The organism is Gordonia sp. 852002-50395_SCH5434458 (assembly GCF_001665905.1).
Classification (GTDB): Bacteria; Actinomycetota; Actinomycetes; order Mycobacteriales; family Mycobacteriaceae; genus Gordonia; species Gordonia jacobaea.
Map to the genome: position 1 here is coordinate 13009 of NZ_LZTC01000001.1, position 22948 is coordinate 35956.

The window sequence follows — 22948 nt, forward strand, 5'->3', positions numbered from 1 at the left end:
TCGACAAGCTCGATCATCGGGTCACAGCCCGCTGGTTGAGCCTGTCGAAACCACTCTCAGCGATCCCCGGCCCATCTGGGTCGGGGATCGCTGCTTTTTGTTCACCGAGCGCGCCCCGACACGTCACGCGCACGTAGCAGGCCGGTCGTTGCGACTGGCTTTCATCTGGGGCATGACAGACGTACTGGACAGCCCGGGTGTTGCACACGGACGCACCCTCGTCGACGCCGGGCGGCTGCGGATCGTTCTCACCGAGTCCCCGGAGCTGATCGACGCTGTCCAACGACTCCGCTACGACGTCTTCGCCGCAGAGCCGGGCTTCTCCGATCAGATCGGCGACCCGACAACCCGCCGCGACGCCGACCACGTCGACGAGTTCGCCGAACACCTCGTCGCCATCGACGACGAGTACGGCGTCCTGGGGTGTGCACGACTGCTCGCACCGCCGCGAGCCATCGCCGCGGGCGGTTGGTACTCGACAAGCGAATTCGACCTGACCGAGATCAACCAGATAGGCGGGTCCGTCGTCGAGATGGGCCGCGCATGCGTGGCGCCGGGCCATCGCCACGGCGCCATCACCGCGCTGCTCTGGGCCGCAGTGTTGCGCTACCTCGACGACGCGGGCTACCGCTACCTGATGGGCTGCGTCTCGGTTCCGCTCGGTGGTCCCGGTGACGAACAGCGAGGTTCGACGCTGCGCGGCGTCCGCGACCACGTGCTCACCCGTCACCGGGCGCCGTGGCGAACCACCCCGTTGCACAGCCCACTGATCGACGGTCGCATTCTCGACGAGATCGAGCCGCCGTCGACGCTCACCCTGCCGCCGCTCCTGCGTGCCTACCTACGTCTGGGCGCAACGGTCTGCGGTGAACCGGCGATCGACGAGATCTTCGACGTCGGCGACTTCGTCACCATCATCGACCGCGAACACGCCAACACCCGCTACCTCGACAGACTTCGTGCGACAGGCGCGCGACTCGCAGTATCTCCCCGAGAGTGAGGTCCGTATGACGGCCGCAGCGATCATCAGCCCTCCGACGTCCCCCGCATCACTGCCGACGCAGACAGTGGTGCCGACTGCGCATCCCGTTCCCGCCCACAACCCTTCGTCGTCCGCGACGATCAGGACCGAGAGTCACCGTCACGCGTGGTACCCGGCCAGCCCGTGCGGCGACCTCTGCCACGCCGACAACCCGTTCGCCAGGGCCAACGCGCTCGTCGTCGCGACTCGCGTGGTCCTGCTGGCGGCGTCGACCATCGTCTTCCTGCTGATGGGTTCGCTTGTCGCAGTGCTGCCGCGGCTCCTGCGTCGTGCATACATTCGCACGAGCGCGCGAACTCTGTTGTGGTCCTTGGGCGTTCGAGTGGTGATCGACGATCGTCGGCCGTTCGCCGCGAGCACCCGTGGGCTCGTCGTGTCCAATCACATCTCGTATCTCGACATCCTGGCCGTCGCGGTCGTCAACCCGGCCCGGTTCGTCGCCAAATGCGACGTGATGTCGATGCCCGTCGTGTCAACGCTTGCGCGGCGACTCGGAATCATCTCGATCGACCGCGGCTCGCTGCGTACCCTGCCCGCAACCGTCGATCGCGCGGTGGCAGAACTGCAGGCCGACAACTCGGTGGCGGTGTTCCCGGAGGGCACCACATGGTGCGGACGTGCCCGCGGTGAGTTCCGGCCCGCGTTCTTCCAGGCGGCGATCGACGCCGGAGTGCCCGTCATTCCGCTGCACGTCGAGTTCGAGGTCTCCGGAATGGTCACGGCCGCAGCAGGTTTCATCGGCGATGATTCGCCAGCCGACACGCTTCGACGTGTGCTGCGCACCCGCGGCCTCGCGGTGCGCATCCGAGTGCACGAGTCGCAACTCCCGGGCTCGGACCGTCGTGAACTCGCCGAGCGCTGCGCCGAACTCGTCGGTGGAGTGCCTGCACACGCTCATCCGTAGGCGATCGGAACAGCTGACTCGCATCGGTGACCGCGGACACACCCGATCGCTCGATCCGATACGGTGAGAAAAACCGCGCCGATCCGTACGGTGCGCCTGGCCGTCGGGAGATTTCGTGACCGCGAGTTCGCAGACAGACACCGAGAACGACGCACGTCGCGAGGCCGCACGGGCGCGGTTCAGTGAGCTGCGTGCCGCTCGGGGCGCTGTCGCCGACGCCGACCTCGACGCGGTATGGGCCGATCTCGACACCATCAGACCTGCCGGCATGCTCGGGAGTTGGCGCGGTGGCGAGTTCGTCACCGGGCATGCGATGAACGGGCTGTTGACCAAGATCGGTTGGTACGGCAAGAACTTCATCTCGCTCAGCGAGGTGCAGCCGCTGGTGTGCCGCAACGAATCGGGAGAGCTGTACTCCAACACCAGCGTCGGCAAGGGTGAGGCGTCGTTGTGGGCCATCGAGTTCCGCGGCGAGGTCACGGCGTCGATGGTCTACGACGGCCAGCCCGTGATCGACCACTTCAAGCGCGTCGACGACACCACGGTGATGGGCATCATGAACGGGACCGGCGGCCTCATCGGCGGCCGCCATTTCTACTTCTACCTCGAACGTGACTGAGTTCTGAGTGACTGAGTTCTGAGCGTCGACGCTCCCACCACATCTGCGCCCGCATCTGCGTCGCAACTGCCCGCGTCAAGAAGTCGGCAAGTGATCGCCAAGCGTGTCATCGCAGTCTGTCGTCGTCCCTGAAGGATCGACACGAAGGCAGAAGCCATGGCGCAGACCAGACGCACCCGCACGCCACACATTCGCACATCACACACTCACGCGACGCGCCCAACGCCGGCGCCGCACCGGCCGGTTGACGTCGGAAAGCAGAGGTGGACCTTCGTTCAGCGCGTGACACTCGCCGTGGTGTGCGTGGCAACCGCGATGCTCATGCTCGACATCGCAGTGGTCAACACAGCACTCCCCGCGATGGCACGCGAATTCGACGCGGGGATGTCCTCGCTCAAATGGGTGATCGACGGATACACGCTCGCGTTGGCGACGATCGTTCTCAGCGCAGGCGCATGGGCTGACCGCATCGGCCGACGTCGCGTCTTCGTGGTCGGTGCCGTGGTGTTCACCATCGGGTCCGCGGTCTGTGCGGCTGCGGGTGACATCGTCACCTTGAACGCCGCGCGCGTCGGCCAGGGGCTGGGCGCCGCGCTGCTGTTCGCCTCCTCACTTGCGTTGCTGGCGAACGCGTTTCCCGGGAAAGAGAAACGAACCAAGGCATTAGCGGCCTATGGGGCGACCATCGGAGCGTCGTTCGCTGTCGGACCACTGCTCGGCGGTGTCCTCACCGACTGGATCGATTGGCGCGCAATCTTCGTCGTCAACATTCCGCTGGGTATTGCGATGGTCTACGCGACACGATGGATCGATGAGTCGGCGAGTAGTCGTCCGCGACGGGGTGACGTGTGGGGTCAGCTGAATGTTGTTCTCGCGCTGGGTGCATTGACCTATGGGCTCGTCGAGGCCAACTCGCGCGGGTGGGCGGATGCGGTAACGCTGAGCGCATTCGGCGTCGCCGGGATCGCGTTCGTCGCGTTCCTCGTTGTCGAATCCGTTGTCGCGCAACCTATGCTGCCGCTGCGCATGTTCACCAACCCTGCCTTTGCGGGAGCTCAGGTCGCGACGTTCGCGATCAGTGCGTCGATGTTCGCCGTCTTCGTGTACGTGACCATCTATCTGCAGGGCGTGCTCGGGATGTCGGCGATCGCCGCGGGCCTCGTGTATCTGCCGGGGACGATGGTCATGCTCGTCGTCGCGGGTCTCACCGATCGCGTCGTCGGACGCGTCGCGCCCTGGGTACTGCTGTCGGCGGCCCTGTTCGCGGTGGCGGCGGGACTGGTCTGGATGACGTGTGCGGGCGAACACAGCAGTGGCTGGATCATGGTGCCCGGCTTCCTCGTCGCCTGCGTCGGTGCGGGTGTGTTCAACCCCGTGATGAGCGGGGTCGTGTTGGCCGAGGCCGCGCATGACGACGCGGGTCTTGCCGCCGGCGTCAACGATGTGTTCCGTCAGTCGGGAATCGCGCTCGGCGTGGCAGCACTGGGTGCGGTGTTTCCTGCCGTCTCCGTCTTGAACGGCGGACAGCCTGCCGCCTACGTCGACGCGCTCGGCCGTGCGTTGTGGATCAGCGCCGCGATCGCGGTGCTCGGTGCGCTCGTGGTGATCATGGCAATGCGGTCGGCACGTGCGAGCGTCGATGCTGTGGGGCCGGCCGCTCCGGCTCGGACAGCCCACATCGTTGCGATGCCGGTCGTAGACTCGGAATCGCCGTTTTTCCGACATTCCGGTCCACAGGTGTGAGGGGAGAGATGCGGGAGTATCTGATCCTCGGCCCCCTCGAGGTTCGTCGCGCGGGCGAGACAGTCGATCTGGGATCGCCCAAGCAGCGAATCGTTCTGGGCGCGTTGATCCTTGCGCGCGGCGCGGTGGTGTCGGTCGATCGGCTGATCGACTCGGTCTGGGGTACGCATCCGCCGCCCGCCGCAACGACGAGCCTGCAGGCCTACATCTCCAATCTGCGGCGCGCGCTACGCGGCGAGTCCGGTGGGCCGTCGCCCATCGAGCGGGTCAATCCCGGATATCGACTGACCATCGCCGACGACTCCGTCGACCTCGTCGAGTACGTTGCCCTAGCACGCAGGATTCGCGGCGAGGTCGACGCCGCCCGTTGGCATGACGCACTGCAACTCTGTGAACAAGCACGGCGGTTGTGGCGTGGACCCTTGTTGGCAGACATGGCCGACGAGAAGTGGGTCGGCCCCGATTCCGTTGCTGCGTCCGAGACGCGACTGTCCGTCACGGAGGCGTACATCACGACGCTGCTCGCACACGGCGACACCGGTCAGGCGCTCACCGAGACGTCGACGTTGCGCACGCTCGATCCGCTCCGCGATCGTGCTGCCTGGCTGCACATGATGGCGCTCTACCGTGCGGGCCGCGGCGCCGATGCGCTCGCCGTGTACACAGAGCATGATCGACGACTCGACGACGAACTCGGCCTCGACCCGAGCAACGAACTGCGCGAGTTGCAGGGCGCGATTCTGCGCCACGACCCCGAAATCGCAGCCTGGCCGCGAGCACCCCGCTGGTCGGGGGCCGGCCCGGCGCCGTCACCGGACGGCGGGACGGACGCCGACAATCCGCATGCGGAAGGTCCTCGTGCGGACAGTGCCGATACTGCACATGCCGGCGTTCAAGGCGCATACGTCGATACGCCGGAGGTCGTCACTGCCGGAGGAGGTCCGGCGGCCGGGCCGGACGGCGCACTTGTCGGGCGTGATGCGCAGCGGCGCACGCTGGCAACGCTTTTCGTCGACGAGCGGGGTCCGGTCACGCGGTGGCTGGCCCTGTCGGGTGCGGCAGGGATCGGCAAGACCAGGCTCGCCGAGGAGGCGGCCCTGATGGCGTCGGCCAACGGCGACGTCGTCGTGTGGGTGAGATGTCCTGATTCACAGGGCATTCCGGCATGGTGGCCGATGCGTCAACTCTGCCGAGAACTGAATGCCGACGCCGACTCCGTGTTATCGGTTCCACCGGGAGTCGACGCCGATGCCGCGCGATTCGCGGTGTACGAACGTGTGCAGGGTCTCCTCGAGTCACGCGCCGCGGCGCGACCGGTCACCGTCATCGTCGACGACGCGCAGTGGGCCGATCCCATGTCGATCGACCTGCTGGTCTACCTGACCACGGCGCTACAGCGGGTGCCGGTCCGGGTGATCGTCACGGTGCGCGACGAGGAGGGTGGGCCTGCGATCGCTCGCCTGCGCTCGGCGATGGTGCGGGCAGGGGGTCGTATCGTCGACGTTCCCGCATTGACGCGTCATGAGGTCACCGCATTGGTGCGGGAGATATCCGACGTCGAGCTCTCGCCGGGCGAGCTCGACGAACTCGTCGCCCGTACCGGCGGTAACCCGCTCTTCGTCGCGGAGTATGCGCGGCTCCCGGATTCGCAACGCGGAGAAGTCGTTCCGGCCGCGGTTCGTTCGGTACTCGATCGACGGCTCGCCTCGCTCGACCCCGCGACGCGTGAGGTGGTCGGCTATGCCGCGGTCATCGGTGACGACATAGACGTCCCGCTCCTCGCGCACGTGATGGACCGTGATGTCGACGAGGTCGCCGACTGCATCGACGACGCGGTCGACGAGCGGATCGTGGTGACCGGCGTGGGCCACGGGCGCACCGTGTTCGCGCACGCCCTGCTGCGCGGGGAGGCGATGGCGGGCATCAAGACGTTGCGACGCTGCAGAATTCACCTGCGCACGGCCGAAGTGCTTGCGTCGGCGACGGATTCGGCGTCGTCGGCGCGGCGGGCAGGTCACCTCCTGCAAGCCCTGCCGTTGGCCGAGGTGGTCGACGTGGTCGAGGCGTGTCGTCGGGTCGCCGCCGACGCGACATCACGATGGGATTCGGTCAGCGCCGCCTACTGGCTCGATGCCGCATTGCGCACCTATGAGGCCTCCGAGAGCGCCGCGGCCGACGTCGCCATGCGCGATGCTCTGCTCGTCGACCTCCTCGACGCGCATCTGCGTGCCGGGAACGTCGCGACGGTGCTCGAGATGGTGGCCGAACGACTGAGCGATGCGATGCGTTCGGGGAGTCCGGAGACGGCTGGACGACTGGCCGCCACGCTGATCAGGTCCGGCGGGGGATGGCCGTGGGTTGCGCCGGGAACCGAGACCGGCCCACTACAGGACCTCTTGGCGACCGCAGGCGAGTTCACCGACGGCGACGCGGCGAGCAGCGCACGGGTGTTGGGCGCGTTGGCCATCGGCACCTGTTACAACCGTGACGCCGCGATCCCAGCAACACTTCTCGCCCGCGCGGAGGCGCTCGCGTACGAGCTAGGTGATCCCGACGTGCTCGCCGACGTCATGGTCTCGCGCTTGCTCACATATTCGGGTGTCGCCGAACGGGCGCAGGAGTCGGTCGCACTCGGTATCGCCATTCGTGAGCTGCCGCATACGTTCTCGGCGCTCGACGAGGTGATCGTCGACTCTGTGCTGTCGATGGCGACGATGACACTCGGCGACCTCGACGCCACCGAACGGCATCTACGGCGCGGGATCGTCGGCAGCGAACGGATGCGCCTGCCGATACTGCGCGCGCAACTGCGGTGGATGGAGGCCGCCGTCGCGGTCTGGCATGGTGAATTCGACCGTGCGAGTAAGCATTTCGAGACCGCGTACGCGGTCCACCAGCAGACGCAACTCTACGTCGCCGGGAGTGGTGCGCTTGCGATGATGGCGATGGCAACGCAGGAGGGGATGTTCGAGCAGATCGTCGACGACGTCCTGGGAATCGATGGAAATGACCGGCTGCAGTGGGTGCGCGCTGTGATGTCCGGTGCCTCGGGCAGTTCCGTTGCGACACTTCTGGCCTCGGGCGTCGCCACCGTTGCGGGCGTCCACGGTGACGCCGACCTCGCGATCGACATGATCGACGCCTGGTTGGGCGAGCGGGAACCGATGATGTGGACGTCGCTCGCGCAGGCGGTCATCCTTGCCGGCGTCGTCGTCGAACTCGAACTGACCGATCGTGCCGAGCTCTTCATCGACTATCTCAGTCGGTTCACGCGGTGCATCGCCACCGTCGGGCAGGTCGGATGCATCGGCCCGGTCGATCTCGCGCTCGCGGAGTTGTACTTCTTGATCGGTGACGACGACGCCGCCATCGAGGCGCTCGACCGCGCACGAGAATTGTCCGAGACCCAGACCAGTACGCCAGGGGTCCTGCGGTGTCGGATGGCCGCGGCATCCCGCGCGCCCGCAGGAGCGCGGCGTGACCGTGAGCTCGCCGATATCTCCGCGCTTGCTGCTGCTGCGGGCATGAGCGCACTCGCTTCGGCGGCGACCGCTGCGCGCATTGTCTGACCTGCACGAATTGATGTGCGCTGAACGACGGACATCGGCTGGCGTGCACTCCAAGAAGACCGCAAGATCATCCCAAGGGTGTGCCGACATCGTGTGAGTGCGGCCGGATCAGCCGGTCGCCACGTGCACATTCGAGGAGTATCGCCATGACCCAGACACCGACCGGGATCGACCAAGCCGACATCGCGGGTTTGCGCGCCAGGATTCGAAGAAATGTCTTCCGTCCCTCCGAGGAGGGCTATGCGACCGTGAGCTTCAACGCCTCGGTGTCGCGGCGCCCGTGGGCGGTCGTCGACGCGGCAGGCAGCGACGATGTTGCCGCGGCAGTCGCGTTCGCTGCAGCAAACGACATGACGGTTGCCGTCCATGCCACCGGACACGGCGCGACGCCGACCGACGGACGGTCGTTGTTGGTCCGGACCGGTGCGCTCGACACATGCGAGATCGATCCAGCAACGCGGACAGCACGGGTCGGTGCAGGCGTCCGCTGGCAGCGGGTCATCGAGGCGGCAGCGCAGTTCGGACTCGCGCCGCTGTGCGGATCGGCGCCGGGCGTTGGCGTAGCGGGATTTCTGTCCGGCGGCGGTATCGGGCCGCTCGTCCGGTCGGTCGGGGTGTCGTCGGATTATGTCCGCGCCATCGAGATGGTCACCGGTGACGGGCTCGTCCGGCGGGTCAGCGCCGATGCAGATCCCGATCTGTTCTGGGGTTGCCGGGGCGGGAAGGCGACGCTCGGCATCGTCACGGAGTTGGAGATCGAATTGCTGCCGATCGCTGAATTCTATGGCGGCGCAGTCTATTTCGACGGAGTCGACGCGCCGTCGGTGCTCGCGGCATGGCAACGGTGGACGCAGGATCTTCCCCGCGAGGCGTCGACGTCGATCGCGCTGTTGCGGCTGCCCGACATGCCGGGGGTTCCGCCGATGCTCGCGGGCAAGCTCACTGTCGCCGTGCGCTACGCCAGCGTCGCCGACCCCGACACCGCGGCGTCGACCTTCGCGCCGATGCGCGCGGTGGCGACCCCGATTCTCGACGCGGTGGGCACGATGCCCTACGCCGCCGTCGGCATGATCCATGCCGACCCCACCGATCCGAAGCCTGCGTACGAGAACGGCATGTTGCTGTCGGGGCTGCCCGACGACGCGGTGCGCACGCTGCTCGACCACGTGGGACCCGAGGTCGCTTCGCCGCTACTGCTGGTGGAACTGAGGCTGCTCGGAGGGGCGTTCGCCGAGCAACGCGGACCCGACAGTGCGGTCTGCCACCGCGACGCCGCGCTCAATCTGCACGTCGTCGGCGTCCTGGTGCCACCGATTGCCGACATCGTGCCCGGGCACGCCGACCGGCTGCTCGGCGACATGTCGGCGTGGGCGACCGGCGGACGACTTCCCAACTTCACCGCCAGCGCCGACCCCGAGCGCGTCCGGTCCTGCTACGACGAGGAGACGGCGGCCTGGCTGGCGGCGCTGGCACTCCAGCACGACCCCGCCGGCGTGCTCGCTGTGGGCCAAGTCGTCCGCTGAGACCCGGTCCGCTGTAACCCGACTCCGCACGACGGAATTGGTCCCGGGTGTTCGCGCGTTTATCCTGGGGTGCGTATGTCCACGTCATCCCGCGCCCCGGTCTACCTCGACAATGCCGCGACGACAGCTCTGCTGCCGGAGGCACTCGAGGCGATGACCGCCTGCTACCTCCAGCCGGGTAACGCGTCGTCGTTGCACGGTTCGGGTCGTCGTGCCCGGCGTCGCCTCGAGGAAGCCCGCGAGACCGTCGCGTCGGCACTCGGCGCGCGGCCGTCGGAAGTGATCTTCACCAGCGGCGGCACCGAGGCCGACAACCTGGCGATCAAGGGCATCTACTGGGCACGCAGGCGTGGAGACGCGCAGCGTCGTCGAATCATGGTGTCCGCGGTCGAGCATCACGCCGTGCTCGACGCCGCGCAGTGGTTGGCCGACAACGACGACGCCGAACTCGTCGTGATCCCGGTCGATGCCGAGGGTGCGGTGTCGGTCGCGCACGTGCGTGCCGAACTCGAGCAGCACGCAGCGCAGACGGCACTGATCTCGGTGATGTGGGCCAACAACGAAGTCGGGACGATCCAGCCGGTGAGCGAGATCGCGGCGCTCGGTATCGAGTTCGGCGTTCCCGTCCATTCCGACGCCGTGCAGGCCGCCGGTCACATCCCCGTCGACTTCGCGGGCAGCAGGCTATCGGCGATGAGTATTGCCGGGCACAAGTTCGGTGGACCGTACGGATGTGGCGCGCTGCTTCTCGGCCGCGACGTCGAGTGTGTTCCGTTGCTCCACGGTGGCGGTCACGAGCGGGATCTGCGATCGGGCACCCAGGACGTACCGGGGATCGTCGGGTTGGCTGCCGCGCTGCGACGGTCGGTCGACACCCTCGACGAGACGCTGCCGCAGGTGGCCGCCATGCGGGATCGCCTGTTCGACGTGCTGCTCTCGATCGACGGAGCGACCGCCAACGGGCCTCGCGACGATCGTCGACTGCCCGGCAACGTGCACGTGTCGTTCGCGGGTTGCGAAGGGGATTCGTTGCTGATGCTCCTCGACGCCAACGGTGTCGAGTGCTCGACGGGTTCGGCGTGTACCGCAGGCGTTGCCCAGGCCAGCCACGTGTTGCTGGCGATGGGGGTCAGCATGGCCGACGCGCGCGGGTCGCTGCGCTTCTCGCTCTCTCATTCCACCACCGACGCCGACATCGAGTCGGTCGCCGAGATCATCGGGGAGGTTGTCGACCGCGCCCGCGTCGCCGGACTGGTCTCCACTACCTCGGGGAAGGGGAACTGATGCGCGTACTGGCAGCGATGAGCGGAGGAGTCGATTCGGCCGTCGCCGCGGCACGTGCCGTCGACGCCGGTCACGAGGTCGTCGGCGTGCACCTCGCGCTGTCGACGGCGCCGGGGGCCCTGCGCACCGGCTCTCGCGGATGTTGTTCACGTGAGGACGCCGACGATGCGCGCCGCGCCGCGGACGTCCTCGGTATCCCGTTCTACGTCTGGGACTTCGCGGAGAAGTTCAAAGACGACGTGATCGACGAGTTCGTCGAGGCCTACGCGGCAGGGCAGACGCCCAACCCGTGCCTGACCTGCAACGAGAAGATCAAGTTCTCCGCGCTCGCCGAAAAGGCGGTCGCGCTCGGTTTCGATGCCCTCGCGACCGGTCACTACGCACGACTCGCCGACGGCGAGCTGCGTCGCGCCGTCGACGATGACAAAGACCAGTCGTACGTGCTGGCCGTCCTGACCGAGCAGCAGTTGTCGCGGGCGATGTTCCCGGTCGGCGACACCTCGAAGCCGCAGATCCGCGACGAGGCGGCCCGACGCGGCCTGTCGGTCGCGTCGAAGCCGGACTCACACGACATCTGCTTCATCCCGACCGGCGACACCCGAGCGTTCCTCGGTGCACGTATCGGTGTGCGTCCCGGTGCCGTCGTCGACGCCGACTCGGGCGAACGTCTCGCCGACCACGAGGGCGTACACGGCTTCACCATCGGCCAGCGCAAGGGACTCGGGATCGAGGCGCCTTCCGCCGACGGGCGTCCTCGCTACGTCACTGACATCGACCCCGAATCGGGCACCGTGACCGTCGGGGCCGCAGAGAATCTGCAGGTCTGGTCGATCAGCGCCACCAAGGCCGTGTGGACGTCCGGACAGGTTCCGAGCGGCCCGATCGAGTGCATCGTTCAGGTGCGCGCGCACGGTGGGCTCGCGCAGGCGGTCGCGACACCGATCACCGGCGACGACGGACGGCCCGGAATCGACATCGAGTTGCGCGAGCCGCTGACCGGCGTCGCACGTGGCCAGGCGGCCGTGCTGTACCTGCCCGACGCCGAGCGAGGCGATCTCGTCGTCGGCTCGGGTCGTATCGCGGGCACCTCGCACGTGCGTCGCAGCGACGCGGCCGTCGCGGGTGCGTCGTCGAGTGCGCACTGACCGGTGATGTGATGACGTCGCTGCCGACCGGTGTCGGTACGGGTGTCGGCTCCATGCCGGGCACCGATCCGACAGAGGCCGCGGCGATCGTGGGCGGCGAACTCGACTTCACCTACCTCGCCGAGTTGCCCGCGCGCGGGATCGGGGCCGACATGGTCGGCCGGATGGGCACCCTGCTCGTCGACATGCCGATCGACGCCGGACCGTGGGGCTATCGTCTCGCGGCACGACCCTCCGCCGTCACCCGAGCGGCGTCGGACTATCTGCGGTTCGACCTCGACGCACTCGAAGAACTGTGGGACACAGCGGGATTCATCGGTACCGGGCGGAGTGTGAAGGTGGCGGTGTGCGGGCCGTTCACCTTCTCCGCCTCGGTCGAGCTGCCCAACGGCCACAAGGTGCTCCGCGACGTCGGGGCGTGGCATGACGTCGTCGAGTCGACCGCCGAGGGGCTGCGTGAGCACGCTCAGGAGGTTGCCCGACGTCTCGGCGCGCAGGTGACCGTGCAGCTCGACGAACCTCTGATCGGCGCCGTCCTCGACGGCACGGTGACTCCGCTGACCCGCCTCGATCCGATCCGCGCGATCCCGCTGCCCGAAATGGTGGACGCGCTCGCGGGCATCGTCGAACAGGTGGGTAGACCGGCGATCGTGCACAACTGCGGAGCGCCCCGCTGGGATCTGATCGGGCGGTTGCACGGCGTCGGACATTCGGTGGTGCTCGACGCCGCGATCTCCTCGGGGCCAGACGTGCTCGACACCGAGACCCTCGACGGAATCGGTGCCTTGATCGAACGTGGGGATGTCCTCGTCGCGGGCGTGGTGTCGGCGCAGCGGGCCGACCGACGCGCCCGCGCCGAAACGGTCGCCAGCGGGTTGGCCGCGATCACCGATCGCATCGGGCTGGATCGAAAAGTGCTGTCCGACAACGTGATCGCGACTCCGACGTGTGGTCTGGCCGGGGCGTCGCCCGCGTGGGCACGCACCGCCCTGGGCATCTGCGCACGCGCAGGCGATCTGCTTTCGGAGGACCCGCAGGCGCTGTGACGGCTGCGTGGAGGGCTGGCGGCCGAGGTCGGGGCGGCGGGGGACTGGTGGGGCCAGGCGCTCACCTGAATGTGTGTCGTTTCGAAAGATGTGGGTGCTGCAGCACACACATCCTCGGATTCGACACACATTCATGCGTCCCGGTGGGTCGGTCGCTCAGTCCGGAAGACCCGTGGACGCCTCAGAGTGGCGGAAGCTTGGCCAACGACTTCTTCGGCGCCACCTGGCGGTAGCTCGCGTCGAGAAGCTCGGCGACCTCGTCCCAGTCGGTCTTCTTGTCGAGAAGCAGTCCGAGCCAGCCGTACACGCCGACGTACGCGGGGAGGAAGAACCGCGGATCGTCGACGAGGGCGTCGCGTTCGGCGTCGTCGGGAATGAACAGCACCGACTGGTCGTGGCGCTCGCCGCCCTTGACGCTTCCGCCGTAGGTGCCGAACATCTTCCCGCAGCGGAACGTCGGCCGGCCGTGTGCGACGACCTCGGTGGCGTCGGGTAGCGCGAGTGCGATCGTGCGCACTCGGCCGAGCAGCGGATCGGCATCGTCGAACGCGATGGGGTGCGGCATAGGTCGACGATAGGGGACGGTAGCCGAGCGGGAGGGCGTGTCGGTGCCCTTCGATAGTCTTTGAGGGTGGCACAAGACGTCGGAACCACGGATCCCACGACGAGGGATCCCAGCGCGGATCTGCGTGAGCAGTGGTCGAAGCTCGCTGAAGAGATACGCGACCACCAGTTCCGCTATTACGTCAAGGACGCGCCGATCATCTCCGACGGCGAGTTCGACCATCTCCTGCGTCGACTGCAGGAACTCGAGGACACGCATCCCGAGCTCGCAACGCCCGATTCGCCGACCAAGCTGGTCGGTGGGGGATTCTCCACGGCGTTCACCCCGGTCGACCATCTCGAACGGATGCTGTCACTCGACAACGTCTTCGACGGCGACGAGATGCGCACGTGGGTCTCGCGGGTCGAGGAGGAGGTCGGTGTCGGCACCGAGTACCTGTGCGAACTCAAGATCGACGGCGTCGCGCTCGCGCTGGTCTACATCGACGGCGTACTCGACCACGCCGTCACCCGCGGCGACGGACGCACCGGCGAGGACGTCACGCTCAACGCCCGCACCATCGAAGACGTCCCGGCGCGGCTGTCCGCAACCGACGAGTACCCGATCCCGCATGTTCTCGAGGTCCGCGGTGAGGTGTTCTTCCGCGTCGAGGATTTCGAGGCGCTCAACGCATCGCTCGTCGACGACGGCAAAGCCCCCTTCGCCAACCCCCGCAACTCCGCGGCGGGTTCACTGCGGCAGAAGAACCCGCAGATCACAGCCAGACGTCGGCTCCGGATGATCTGCCATGGGCTCGGCCACACCGAGGGCTGGAAACCGAAGTCTCTGCACGACGCCTACCTTGCCATCGGGGCGTGGGGGCTACCGGTGTCGACGCACACGACCAAGGTGTCGGGAGCCGACGCCATCCTCGACCGTATCGCCTACTGGGGCGAGCACCGCCACGACGTCGAGCACGAGATCGACGGCATCGTCGTCAAGGTCGACGACTTCGCGAAGCAGCGTCGGCTCGGCTCCACCTCGCGCGCTCCTCGCTGGGCGATCGCGTACAAGTACCCGCCCGAGGAGGCCACCACCAAGCTGCTCGACATCAAGGTCGGTGTCGGCCGAACGGGGCGCGTCACGCCGTTCGCCTTCATGGAACCGGTGCTCGTCGCAGGTTCGACGGTCTCGCGCGCCACGCTGCACAACGAGTCGGAGGTCCGCCGGAAGGGTGTGCTGATCGGCGACACGGTCACCATCCGCAAGGCGGGCGACGTGATTCCCGAGGTGCTCGGTCCGGTGGTGGAGTTGCGCGACGGTAGTGAGCGCGCATTCGTGATGCCGGAGCGCTGTCCGGAATGCGGTTCCACGCTGCGGCCCGAGAAAGACAGCGACGCCGACATCCGTTGTCCCAACGCGAAATCCTGTCCCGCGCAGCTGCGCGAGCGGCTGTTCCACCTCGCGGGCCGCGGCGCCTTCGACATCGAGGCGCTCGGGTACGAGGCAGCGACCGCACTGCTGAGCTCGGGGGTCATCGTCAACGAGGGCGACCTGTTCTCACTGACCGCCGACGATCTCGCCAAGGTCGACCTGTTCACCACCAAGGACGGCAAGCTCTCGGCGAACGGTAAGCGTCTGCTCGTCAATCTGCAAGGCGCCAAGGATGTTCCGCTCTGGCGGGTGCTCGTCGCGCTGTCGATCCGTCACGTCGGCCCCACCGCGGCGCGTTCTCTCGCAACCGAATTCGGCTCGCTACAGGCGATCGAAGACGCGACGCCCGAACAACTCGCCGACGTCGAGGGACTCGGCGGAACCCTCGCGCAGAGCATTCACGACTGGTTTGCCGTCGACTGGCACCGCGAGATCGTCGAGAAGTGGCGTGCTGCAGGGGTTTCCATGGAGGACGAGCGCGACGAGTCCATCGTGCGCACACTCGAGGGCAAGACCATCGTCGTCACCGGCTCGCTAGAGGACTTCTCCCGCGACGGCGCCAAGGAGGCCATCTTGGCGCGCGGCGGCAAGGCGTCGGGGTCGGTATCGAAGAAGACCGACTACGTGGTCGTCGGCGACGCGCCCGGCAGCAAAGCGGCCAAGGCCGAACAACTCGGCGTGCCCGTGCTCGACGAAGACGATTTCAAGCGTCTGCTGGAAACGGGGGAGGGGCCTGCGCGTGCTATTCCGGAGTCTGACCCGGAGCCGAGTTGAGCAGTGATGACCTGAACGCTGAAACCGTGTGCGGCAGCCACAGCGCCTGCACCGGGGTCAGCGGCGGATAGTCGAAATCCTTGACGATGACCCGACTTTCGTGACTGGCGCCGGCGGGATCGGTCACGAACGCGACAGCGCTGTTGTCGACGAGTACTGCTGTCGCGGGTGGAGCACCCTGGACACGGCAGACGCGCAACGTCGGCTCCACGCCGCTGCGGCGCAGATGCGCGACCAAGAAGTCGGTGTAGAAGGAATGCCGCTCCGGAGCCCACACGACGATGGGCACGTCCACGAGATCTCGCACCGAGATGGTGTCTGCGTCGGCCAGGCGATGGTCGGCCGCCATCGCCAGCCGCAGCGGATGGTAGGTGACGATCGACGAGGTCAGTTGCGGCGGTGTCTCGACACCGCGACGCATCACGAGATCGATCTCGCCCGACAACAATTGGTCGGTGAACCGGTCGGGAAAAGTCTTGATCAGCGTCACCGATACGTCGGGATGCAGCTTGAGCGCGGGTTCGATGAGCGCGAAGGCCTCGTCGCCCGACAGGGCGGGTGAGTGTCCGATGGTGAAAGGGTCGGGAACCCCGGCTGCTCGACGTCGGACCGATCGCGCGAGTCCGCGCGCGCCCGCGAGTAGTGGAAGCGCCCCCTCGAGGAGATCCTCGCCTGCCGCGGTCAGCACGAGTCGTCGACCCGACCGGTCGAACAACGCGACGCCGACCTCGCGCTCGAGTTGGCGCAATGCCGTCGACAGCGCCTGCTGAGTGAGAAACGTCTGCTCTGCCGCTGCCGCCAGAGTCCCCGCCTGCGCGACGGCGACAAACTGTTCGAGCCGTCGGGTGTCCAGTGCGGCAGCGTCTCCCAACTCGGACATAGCGCAAATCTTACTTGAGTAAAGTCCAGCAAGATCCGATTGAATTGGAGTATCGGGATTCCTACCGTCGGAGGCATGACGCAAAATCAGAGCTCATCCGTTCTCACTCGCCCTCTCGACGGCAAGAGTGCCGTCGTGGCGGCAGGTGCGAAGAATCTCGGTGGACTCGTGTCGCGCGATCTCGCGGGACACGGCGCCAACGTCGCCGTCCACTACAACAGCGATGCCAGCAGGCCGGAGGCGGAGAAGACCGCGGCCGCGGTCGAAGAGCTGGGCGGCAAGGCGATCATCGTTCAGGGAGACCTCACCGCTCCTGCCGCGGTCGCCGCGCTCTTCGACGAGGCTGTCGGCGCATTCGGTGGCGTCGACATCGCGGTCAACACCGTTGGCAAGGTGCTGCGCAAGCCCATCGTCGAAACGACTGAGGCCGAATACGATTCGATGTTCGACATCAATGCTAAGGCTGCGTACTTCTTTCTTCAGGAAGCAGGAAAGCGACTCAACGACGACGGTGCGATCATCACCATCGTCACCTCTCTGCTCGCGGCCTACACCGACGGCTACTCGACGTACGCCGGCGGTAAGGCGCCTGTCGAGCACTTCGCCCGCGCGGCTTCCAAGGAGTTCGCCGATCGCGGCATCTCGGTCAACAACATCGGACCCGGACCGATGGACACGCCGTTCTTCTATCCGCAAGAGACGCCGGAGCGTGTGGAATTCCACAAGTCACAGGCGATGGGAAACCGGCTCACCCGAATCGAAGACATCGCGCCGATCGTGACCTTCCTTGCGACAGAAGGGCACTGGATCACCGGACAAACAATCTTCGCGAACGGGGGGTACACCACGCGCTGACCCGGTCAGACTGGATCTGGCCGTACTTGCTCACCTGGCACCGATGGATTGCTTGCGGATCCGAGTGCCTGCCCGACGCGATTCATCAAGGAGATCACATGACCACCTCGCTACCCGCTCCCGTCGCCGCGTCGATCGACGCGACGAACGCGGGCGATCTGCAGGCGTTTCTCGACGCCTTTACGCCGGACGGCTCCGTCGACGATTGGGGTCGGGTCTTCACCGGACCCGACGCGATCACCGGTTGGAGCGACAACGAATTCATCGGTAAGAACGTCACTCTCGACGTCACGAAGGTCACCACGACCGATGCCGACACCGTCGTCATCGCGACTGTCGGCGGGGACGGATTCAATGGCCCGTCGACATTCACCTACACCGTGAGCGGAGACAAGCTGTCGCGCATGACAATTCGCGAGTGACTCGTCGTCTCGTCAATTCCCGCTCAGGTGTGTGACAGCTGGCTACGTCTCGGTGCGGAGCACTGTGCTGACGATGCCCGAGAGGTAGCCGAGACGCGCGATCTCCGACGGCCGGAAGTCGGGCCCGCCGATCCTGCCGAGCAGCAGGGCCTTCCTGCCATCACCTAGAGGGGCCGCGGCCATGCGGGTGTCCATCTCCTGCCAGGCCCCGGGCACCCAGTCGGCGTCGGGATCGAGCTGCGCGGCCTCGCTGAGCGGAAGCCAGTCAGCGCTGGTCAGCGGAGTCTCGGGCGCACCGGAGCTGCCGTAGAGCGAGAGCACGCCACCTGCGGCTCTGGTGACGACCATCGCCCACGACACACGCAGTACGCGGGGTGCGTTGTCGACGAGGACCTGCAGGCGGTCATGGTCTGCAGTGGCCACCTGGTCGACCAGTTCGAGTTCACGGTGAGTGTCGAGTAGCCCGCTGTAGGGACGAATGGAGTCGACGCGCACGCCGGTGACCCGTTCGGCCGCCGTGATCAACGCATCGGGGAGCGAGCCGGGTGTGACATCGACGACGAGGTCGTCGACGGCGTAACCGTCGCCCCGTTCGACGACCTCGAGAGACAGGATGTCGGCGCCGACGGACCCGAGCTGCACGGCGAGCAGTCCGAGGCTGCCAGGGCGGTCCTCGAGGTACACGCGCAGCAGATATGACACGTGCGACATTGTCGCACCGTGGCCGCGGGCGTGCTCGGATGGCATAGGCCGCGCGCTGTTGCCACGATGGAGGACATGGTTTCGGTTCCCGATCACGACGACGCGCCCGCCACACAGCACGTCACGACGTCCGTCGCGCGACGCATCGAGTCAGGGCGTGAACACGACTTCGTCACCTGGACAGACGCCGGGATCGCGCTGGCCCGCACGTTCCCCGGCTTCCTCGGCGGCGGATGGTTGCGGTCGAGCAGCAAGCCCGACGAGTACTACGTCGTCTACCGCTTCGCCGACGACGATGCGCTCGAGGATTGGAACTCCTCGCCGGTGCGCAGAGCGTGGTTGTCGCGCGGTGAGGGTGTGGCCGTCGAGTATGCGACGCATCGCCTCTCGGGTATCGAGGGGTGGTTCGAACCACAGTCGACGCTGACCAACGCGGTCCGGGTGATGGGCGCACCGCCGCCGCGGTGGAAGCAGGCGGTCACCATCTGGCTGGGCTTCTTCCCGATGTCTCTGCTGATCAACTTCCTGGTGATTCCCCATCTCGGTGGGATGCCCCTGGTGCTCAAGACGTTGATCGCGACACTGATCAACACTCCGCTCATGGTGTACCTGGTGCTGCCGTGGATCACCCGTCGACTCAAGCCGTGGCTCCATTGAGGAGCGTCGAATGTGGTCGCCGACTGACACTCCCGGCCCGGAGAAAACACGTGCTTCTGACAGGTGCGAGCGAAGCTTCGCGCGCGTGTGTCAGAAACACGTGTATTCGCGGTCGGGGTCGCGCCTCGTCGGCAAGCTCATCGTCGAGGACCGCGTCGAATCGGCCGAGAGCGTCGTCGCCTAGGCTTGATGGGGTTGTCGGTGCGCTTTCGCCGATGCCGGTGGGTTTGTTGGTGAGGAAGGACGTGATCTCTTCAAATGTCTGACGGATCTGGGTCGAAGGACGCAGGCTCGACGATCTCGCGTGAGCAGGTCGCGCACCTGGCGCGGCTGTCGCGGCTCGCGCTGAGCGACGTCGAGCTCGATCTCTATGCCCAACAGCTCGATTCGATCTTGACGCATGTCGCGCAGGTCTCCGAGGTCGCTGCCGACGACGTTCCCCCGACCGCCCACCCGGCGGCGCTGGCCAACGTGTTGCGTGAGGACGTCGTCAAGCCCGGCCTGACCACCGAACAGGCGCTCTCCGGTGCGCCCGCCGTCGAGCAGGACCGGTTCGCCGTTCCGCAGATCCTGGGGGAGGAACAGTGAGTTCTCAGACACCGGCCACCCGCGCCGCCACAGACATCACCGGACTCTCGGCCGCAGAACTCGGCGAGAAGATCGCGTCCCGAGAGCTCTCGTCGGTCGAGGTCACCCAGGCGCACCTCGACCGCATCGCCGAGATCGACGACCAGCTCGGTGCGTTTCTGCATGTGAGTGGCTCCGAGGCGCTCGTCGCCGCCAAGGCCGCCGACGACGCTGTCGCGGCCGGTGAGGCGTCGTCGCCGCTCACCGGCGTGCCGCTCGCGCTCAAGGACGTGTTCACCACGACCGACGCGCCCACCACGTGCGGCTCGAAGATCCTCGAGGGCTGGGTTCCTCCGTATGACGCGACCGTGACCGCGCGGCTGCGTGCGGCGGGCATCCCGATCCTCGGCAAGACCAACATGGACGAGTTCGCGATGGGCAGTTCCACCGAGAACTCCGCCTATCAGGTGACGCGCAATCCCTGGGACACCTCGCGCATTCCGGGCGGTTCCGGCGGTGGCAGCGCCGCGGCGCTCGCGTCGTACCAGGCGCCGCTGGCGATCGGCACCGACACCGGTGGCTCGATCCGTCAGCCCGCCGCCGTCACCGCGACGGTCGGCGTCAAACCGACCTACGGCACGGTGTCCCGCTACGGACTCGTCGCCTGCGCGTCGTCGTTGGATCAGGGTGGCCCGTGTGGCCGCACCGTCCTCGACACCGCGCTGCTGCACGAGGTCATCGCTGGACACGACCCGCGCGATTCCACCTCGATCGACGTTGCCGTACCCGACGTCGTCGGCGCCGCACGTGCCGGAGCGTCCGGTGATCTGACGGGTGTACGGGTCGGCGTCGTGACCGAGCTGCAGGGCGAGGGCTACCAGCCCGGCGTGCTCGCCTCGTTCGAGCAGGCGGTCGCCACGCTCACCGAGCGTGGCGCCGAGGTCGTCGAGGTCTCCTGCCCGCACTTCACCTACGCTCTCGGCGCCTACTACCTCATCCTCCCCAGTGAGGTGTCGTCGAACCTCGCTCGCTTCGACGGCATGCGGTACGGGCTGCGCGTCGGCGACGACGGTAAGCACAGCGCCGAAGAGGTCATGGCACTGACACGCGAGGCCGGATTCGGTCCGGAAGTCAAGCGCCGCATCATGATCGGTACCTATGCCTTGTCGTCGGGCTACTACGACGCGTACTACGGCCAGGCACAGAAGGTCCGCACACTGATCGCGCGCGACTTCTCGACGGCGTTCGAGAGCGTCGACGTCCTCGTTTCGCCGACGACGCCGACCACCGCGTTCCCCATCGGCGACAAGGTCGACGATCCGCTGAGCATGTACCTCTTCGACCTGTGCACACTCCCGGTGAATCTTGCGGGTGTCGGGGCGATGTCGGTGCCGTCGGGTCTGTCGGCAGACGACGGGCTGCCCGTCGGACTGCAGATCATGGCTCCCGCACTCGCCGACGACCGGCTCTACCGGGTGGGCGCTGCATACGAGGCCGCCCGCGGTCCGATCGTCTGATCGGTTCCGGGCAGGCCTCGGGCCTGATCCAGCCCCGAGTACCGGTGGCCGACGCCTGCGGGACCGTCGAGCGATCCCGCGAGGTCGGCGGAGTTCTGCACGAACGTCACCACGGGCAGCCACGGGACGCGGCGGGTGGGTTTGCCGACAGTGACCGTCTCGGAGGGGCGTGACGGAGTGCGCCAGATCTCCGCCGCCGACCAGGTGGTCACCGGATCGGTCGCGTTCGCCATCACGATGCGCGGCGATCCGTGCGTGTGCGTCGCGACGGTGTCCGCGGGAACCCCGGAGAGAACGGTGGCACTGACAGTGCCGGGTCGATGGTCGTCGGCCCAGACCCGCGCCGTCTCCGCTCCGATCGCGCCGAGGCTCTGGCCGTACAGGATGATGCGCGGACGTTGCTGTGCGGGAACGGAATCGAGTGCGGAGGTCACTGCCGCAACGACAGCGACAGACGCGCGTCCGGCGGCGTCCCGGTCGGTGACGAACGCCCGCCACGACTGCGTCGACGCGTAGCGGGGCGTGATGGTGTGCATCCGGCCGACGCGTTCACCGATCGCGGTGACCGCACCGGCGTCGATCCAACCCGAGCCCGTCGGGACCGCGATCAGCACGGCGTCGTCGCCGCGGCCGCCCGCGTCGACCCATTGCTGCACAAGGGCATTCGCGTCGCGCGCGCTGGTCACCTGGGCGCTCAACGTCGACGCCGACGCTGTGCCCGAGGCGGGCGTGAGCAGTCCGGCGACAACTGAAACGGCGCCTGCCACGGCCAGCGCGCTCAGCCGTGGCAGCCAGACGATCGCGGCGACCACCGCTAGTGTCGGCCCGATCAGGAACGCCAACCACTCGATGCCGACCGGGGCGTAGCCCAGCTCGCTGCGAATCCCGTTCTGCCACCACATGTTTGCCGCGGCCGCGACCGTCAGGAACGCACCCGCCGCGATGGTTGGTGACCATCGAGTCGCACGCCGCGAACGATGGCACAGTCTGAGCCCGACCATCGTGGCGCTCACGGCAACGGCGGCGCATACGGCGACCACGACGCCCGCGAGCCACGGCGTCCGCGGAAGAGGAGACGGCCAGAGACCTACCCCGGCGGCGAGCACGATCGCCCAGGCGATCGCCGGATGGGGTGGTGAAGGCGCGGTGAGTGCTCGATCGGTCCCCGGGATCGTCATCGTGTCGCCCCCGACGGTGCCTGTGCGCCATCGCGCTCGGCGTCGCTGTTCCGGTCGGGATCGCCGTGGATATCGCCGTGGACGAGGTGTCCGATCGCCGAGAACGTCGCGGTGAGGAGGTTGTTGCGGTCTTGTGGCGGGCCCTCGCCTTCGTGCCAGGTGTTGAGTCCGAGTCCTACGCGTGCCAGCTCGGCCGCACCCCCGCACAGCGGGTCGTGACAGGTCTCACGCATCCGCGTCACGAGCGACGTGTCGAGGCCAAGTCGCGCCCAGGCGCCCAACGGATGGCCGACCCGCGCCGAGTAGCGCAGCAGGTCATAGCCGAAATCATGAGTGCGACAGAGTGGTTCGAACGACGCGGGCATGGGGACCGGTGACGAGCAGCCGCCATGAGGATTGCTCGCCTTGCCGTCGTCGAGCACCGGTCGGTACCCCATCGTCGGAGCGAAGTCGGGTGGGAGGGCAGCTAGTGTCCTGAGTCATTAATTCGTGTGCAGTAGTGGGCGATGGAGTCGAGGATCTGGTCAGCGGTCTTGACCCGTG

Annotated in this window: 20 protein-coding genes; 15 read left to right on the forward strand and 5 right to left on the reverse strand. The window is 67.2% G+C overall.

Annotated elements, in window-relative coordinates; genetic code table 11:
- The first annotated feature begins 97 nt into the window (after positions 1-97).
- The 9 genes from A5785_RS00065 (at position 98) to A5785_RS00105 (ending at position 12875) form a co-directional block, all read left to right on the forward strand.
- Complete coding sequence (locus A5785_RS00065) at positions 98-1000, forward strand: GNAT family N-acetyltransferase (RefSeq protein ID WP_064863989.1); 903 nt, start codon at positions 98-100, stop codon at positions 998-1000.
- Between the two features lie 7 nt (positions 1001-1007).
- The gene (locus tag A5785_RS00070; RefSeq protein ID WP_064864019.1) at positions 1008-1946 is read left to right on the forward strand and encodes a lysophospholipid acyltransferase family protein; all 939 of its coding nucleotides are present in this window, start codon (positions 1008-1010) and stop codon (positions 1944-1946) included.
- Between the two features lie 115 nt (positions 1947-2061).
- Positions 2062-2565, forward strand: coding sequence for a DUF4334 domain-containing protein (locus A5785_RS00075; protein ID WP_064863991.1), 504 nt, complete (start codon positions 2062-2064; stop codon positions 2563-2565).
- A 282-nt stretch (positions 2566-2847) separates the two neighbouring features.
- Entirely contained in the window at positions 2848-4308 is a 1461-nt protein-coding gene (locus A5785_RS00080; RefSeq protein ID WP_064863993.1) for an MFS transporter, read from the forward strand.
- Positions 4309-4316: 8 nt separating this feature from the next.
- Positions 4317-7877, forward strand: coding sequence for a BTAD domain-containing putative transcriptional regulator (locus A5785_RS00085; RefSeq protein ID WP_064863995.1), 3561 nt, complete (start codon positions 4317-4319; stop codon positions 7875-7877).
- Positions 7878-8023: 146 nt separating this feature from the next.
- Positions 8024-9400: an FAD-binding oxidoreductase gene (locus A5785_RS00090; RefSeq protein ID WP_064863997.1), complete on the forward strand. Its 1377-nt coding sequence runs from the start codon at positions 8024-8026 to the stop codon at positions 9398-9400.
- A 75-nt stretch (positions 9401-9475) separates the two neighbouring features.
- On the forward strand, positions 9476-10684 hold the full coding sequence (locus tag A5785_RS00095; RefSeq protein WP_064863999.1) for a cysteine desulfurase family protein: 1209 nt from the start codon (positions 9476-9478) through the stop codon (positions 10682-10684).
- On the forward strand, positions 10684-11829 hold the full coding sequence (gene mnmA, locus A5785_RS00100) for a tRNA 2-thiouridine(34) synthase MnmA (protein WP_064864000.1): 1146 nt from the start codon (positions 10684-10686) through the stop codon (positions 11827-11829). The genes A5785_RS00095 and mnmA overlap by 1 nt, the downstream gene beginning before the upstream one ends.
- A gap of 11 nt (positions 11830-11840) precedes the next feature.
- A complete protein-coding gene (locus A5785_RS00105; protein ID WP_064864002.1) occupies positions 11841-12875 on the forward strand; it encodes a vitamin-B12 independent methionine synthase in 1035 nt (344 codons plus the stop codon).
- A 181-nt stretch (positions 12876-13056) separates the two neighbouring features.
- Here the strand turns inward: A5785_RS00105 and A5785_RS00110 are convergent, their stop codons facing one another.
- Positions 13057-13440 carry an MmcQ/YjbR family DNA-binding protein gene (locus A5785_RS00110; RefSeq protein ID WP_064864004.1) on the reverse strand — a complete coding sequence of 128 codons (384 nt, stop codon included), beginning with the start codon at positions 13438-13440 and terminating at the stop codon, positions 13057-13059.
- A gap of 66 nt (positions 13441-13506) precedes the next feature.
- On the opposite strand from A5785_RS00110, the gene ligA reads away from it, so the two are divergent.
- Positions 13507-15627, forward strand: coding sequence for an NAD-dependent DNA ligase LigA (gene ligA / locus A5785_RS00115; protein ID WP_064864006.1), 2121 nt, complete (start codon positions 13507-13509; stop codon positions 15625-15627).
- On the opposite strand, the gene A5785_RS00120 is transcribed toward ligA, so the two are convergent.
- Positions 15596-16507 (reverse strand): LysR family transcriptional regulator, encoded by a 912-nt coding sequence (locus A5785_RS00120; protein ID WP_064864007.1) that lies wholly within the window; start codon positions 16505-16507, stop codon positions 15596-15598. The two genes, ligA and A5785_RS00120, sit on opposite strands and share 32 nt — an antisense overlap.
- Positions 16508-16582: 75 nt before the next feature.
- Here A5785_RS00120 and A5785_RS00125 point away from each other — a divergent pair, with 75 nt between their 5' ends.
- Together A5785_RS00125 and A5785_RS00130 are read left to right on the forward strand one after the other, a co-directional pair.
- A complete protein-coding gene (locus A5785_RS00125; RefSeq protein ID WP_064864009.1) occupies positions 16583-17362 on the forward strand; it encodes an SDR family oxidoreductase in 780 nt (259 codons plus the stop codon).
- Between the two features lie 98 nt (positions 17363-17460).
- Complete coding sequence (locus tag A5785_RS00130; RefSeq protein WP_064864011.1) at positions 17461-17784, forward strand: nuclear transport factor 2 family protein; 324 nt, start codon at positions 17461-17463, stop codon at positions 17782-17784.
- A 42-nt stretch (positions 17785-17826) separates the two neighbouring features.
- Here A5785_RS00130 and A5785_RS00135 read toward each other — a convergent pair whose 3' ends face one another.
- Entirely contained in the window at positions 17827-18495 is a 669-nt protein-coding gene (locus tag A5785_RS00135) for a hypothetical protein (protein ID WP_064864021.1), read from the reverse strand.
- A gap of 57 nt (positions 18496-18552) precedes the next feature.
- Here A5785_RS00135 and A5785_RS00140 point away from each other — a divergent pair, with 57 nt between their 5' ends.
- The 3 genes from A5785_RS00140 (at position 18553) to gatA (ending at position 21227) form a co-directional block, all read left to right on the forward strand.
- Positions 18553-19143 carry an antibiotic biosynthesis monooxygenase gene (locus tag A5785_RS00140; protein ID WP_064864023.1) on the forward strand — a complete coding sequence of 197 codons (591 nt, stop codon included), beginning with the start codon at positions 18553-18555 and terminating at the stop codon, positions 19141-19143.
- Positions 19144-19401: 258 nt separating this feature from the next.
- A complete protein-coding gene (gene gatC / locus A5785_RS00145) occupies positions 19402-19731 on the forward strand; it encodes an Asp-tRNA(Asn)/Glu-tRNA(Gln) amidotransferase subunit GatC (protein WP_064864013.1) in 330 nt (109 codons plus the stop codon).
- Positions 19728-21227 carry an Asp-tRNA(Asn)/Glu-tRNA(Gln) amidotransferase subunit GatA gene (gatA, locus tag A5785_RS00150; RefSeq protein WP_064864015.1) on the forward strand — a complete coding sequence of 500 codons (1500 nt, stop codon included), beginning with the start codon at positions 19728-19730 and terminating at the stop codon, positions 21225-21227. The genes gatC and gatA overlap by 4 nt, the downstream gene beginning before the upstream one ends.
- Here gatA and A5785_RS00155 read toward each other — a convergent pair.
- Both A5785_RS00155 and A5785_RS00160 read right to left on the reverse strand, forming a co-directional pair.
- The gene (locus A5785_RS00155) at positions 21179-22405 is read right to left on the reverse strand and encodes an alpha/beta-hydrolase family protein (RefSeq protein ID WP_005205257.1); all 1227 of its coding nucleotides are present in this window, start codon (positions 22403-22405) and stop codon (positions 21179-21181) included. The genes gatA and A5785_RS00155 overlap by 49 nt on opposite strands.
- The gene (locus A5785_RS00160; RefSeq protein ID WP_231895397.1) at positions 22402-22842 is read right to left on the reverse strand and encodes a hypothetical protein; all 441 of its coding nucleotides are present in this window, start codon (positions 22840-22842) and stop codon (positions 22402-22404) included. The genes A5785_RS00155 and A5785_RS00160 overlap by 4 nt, the downstream gene beginning before the upstream one ends.
- Positions 22843-22948: the final 106 nt, after the last annotated feature.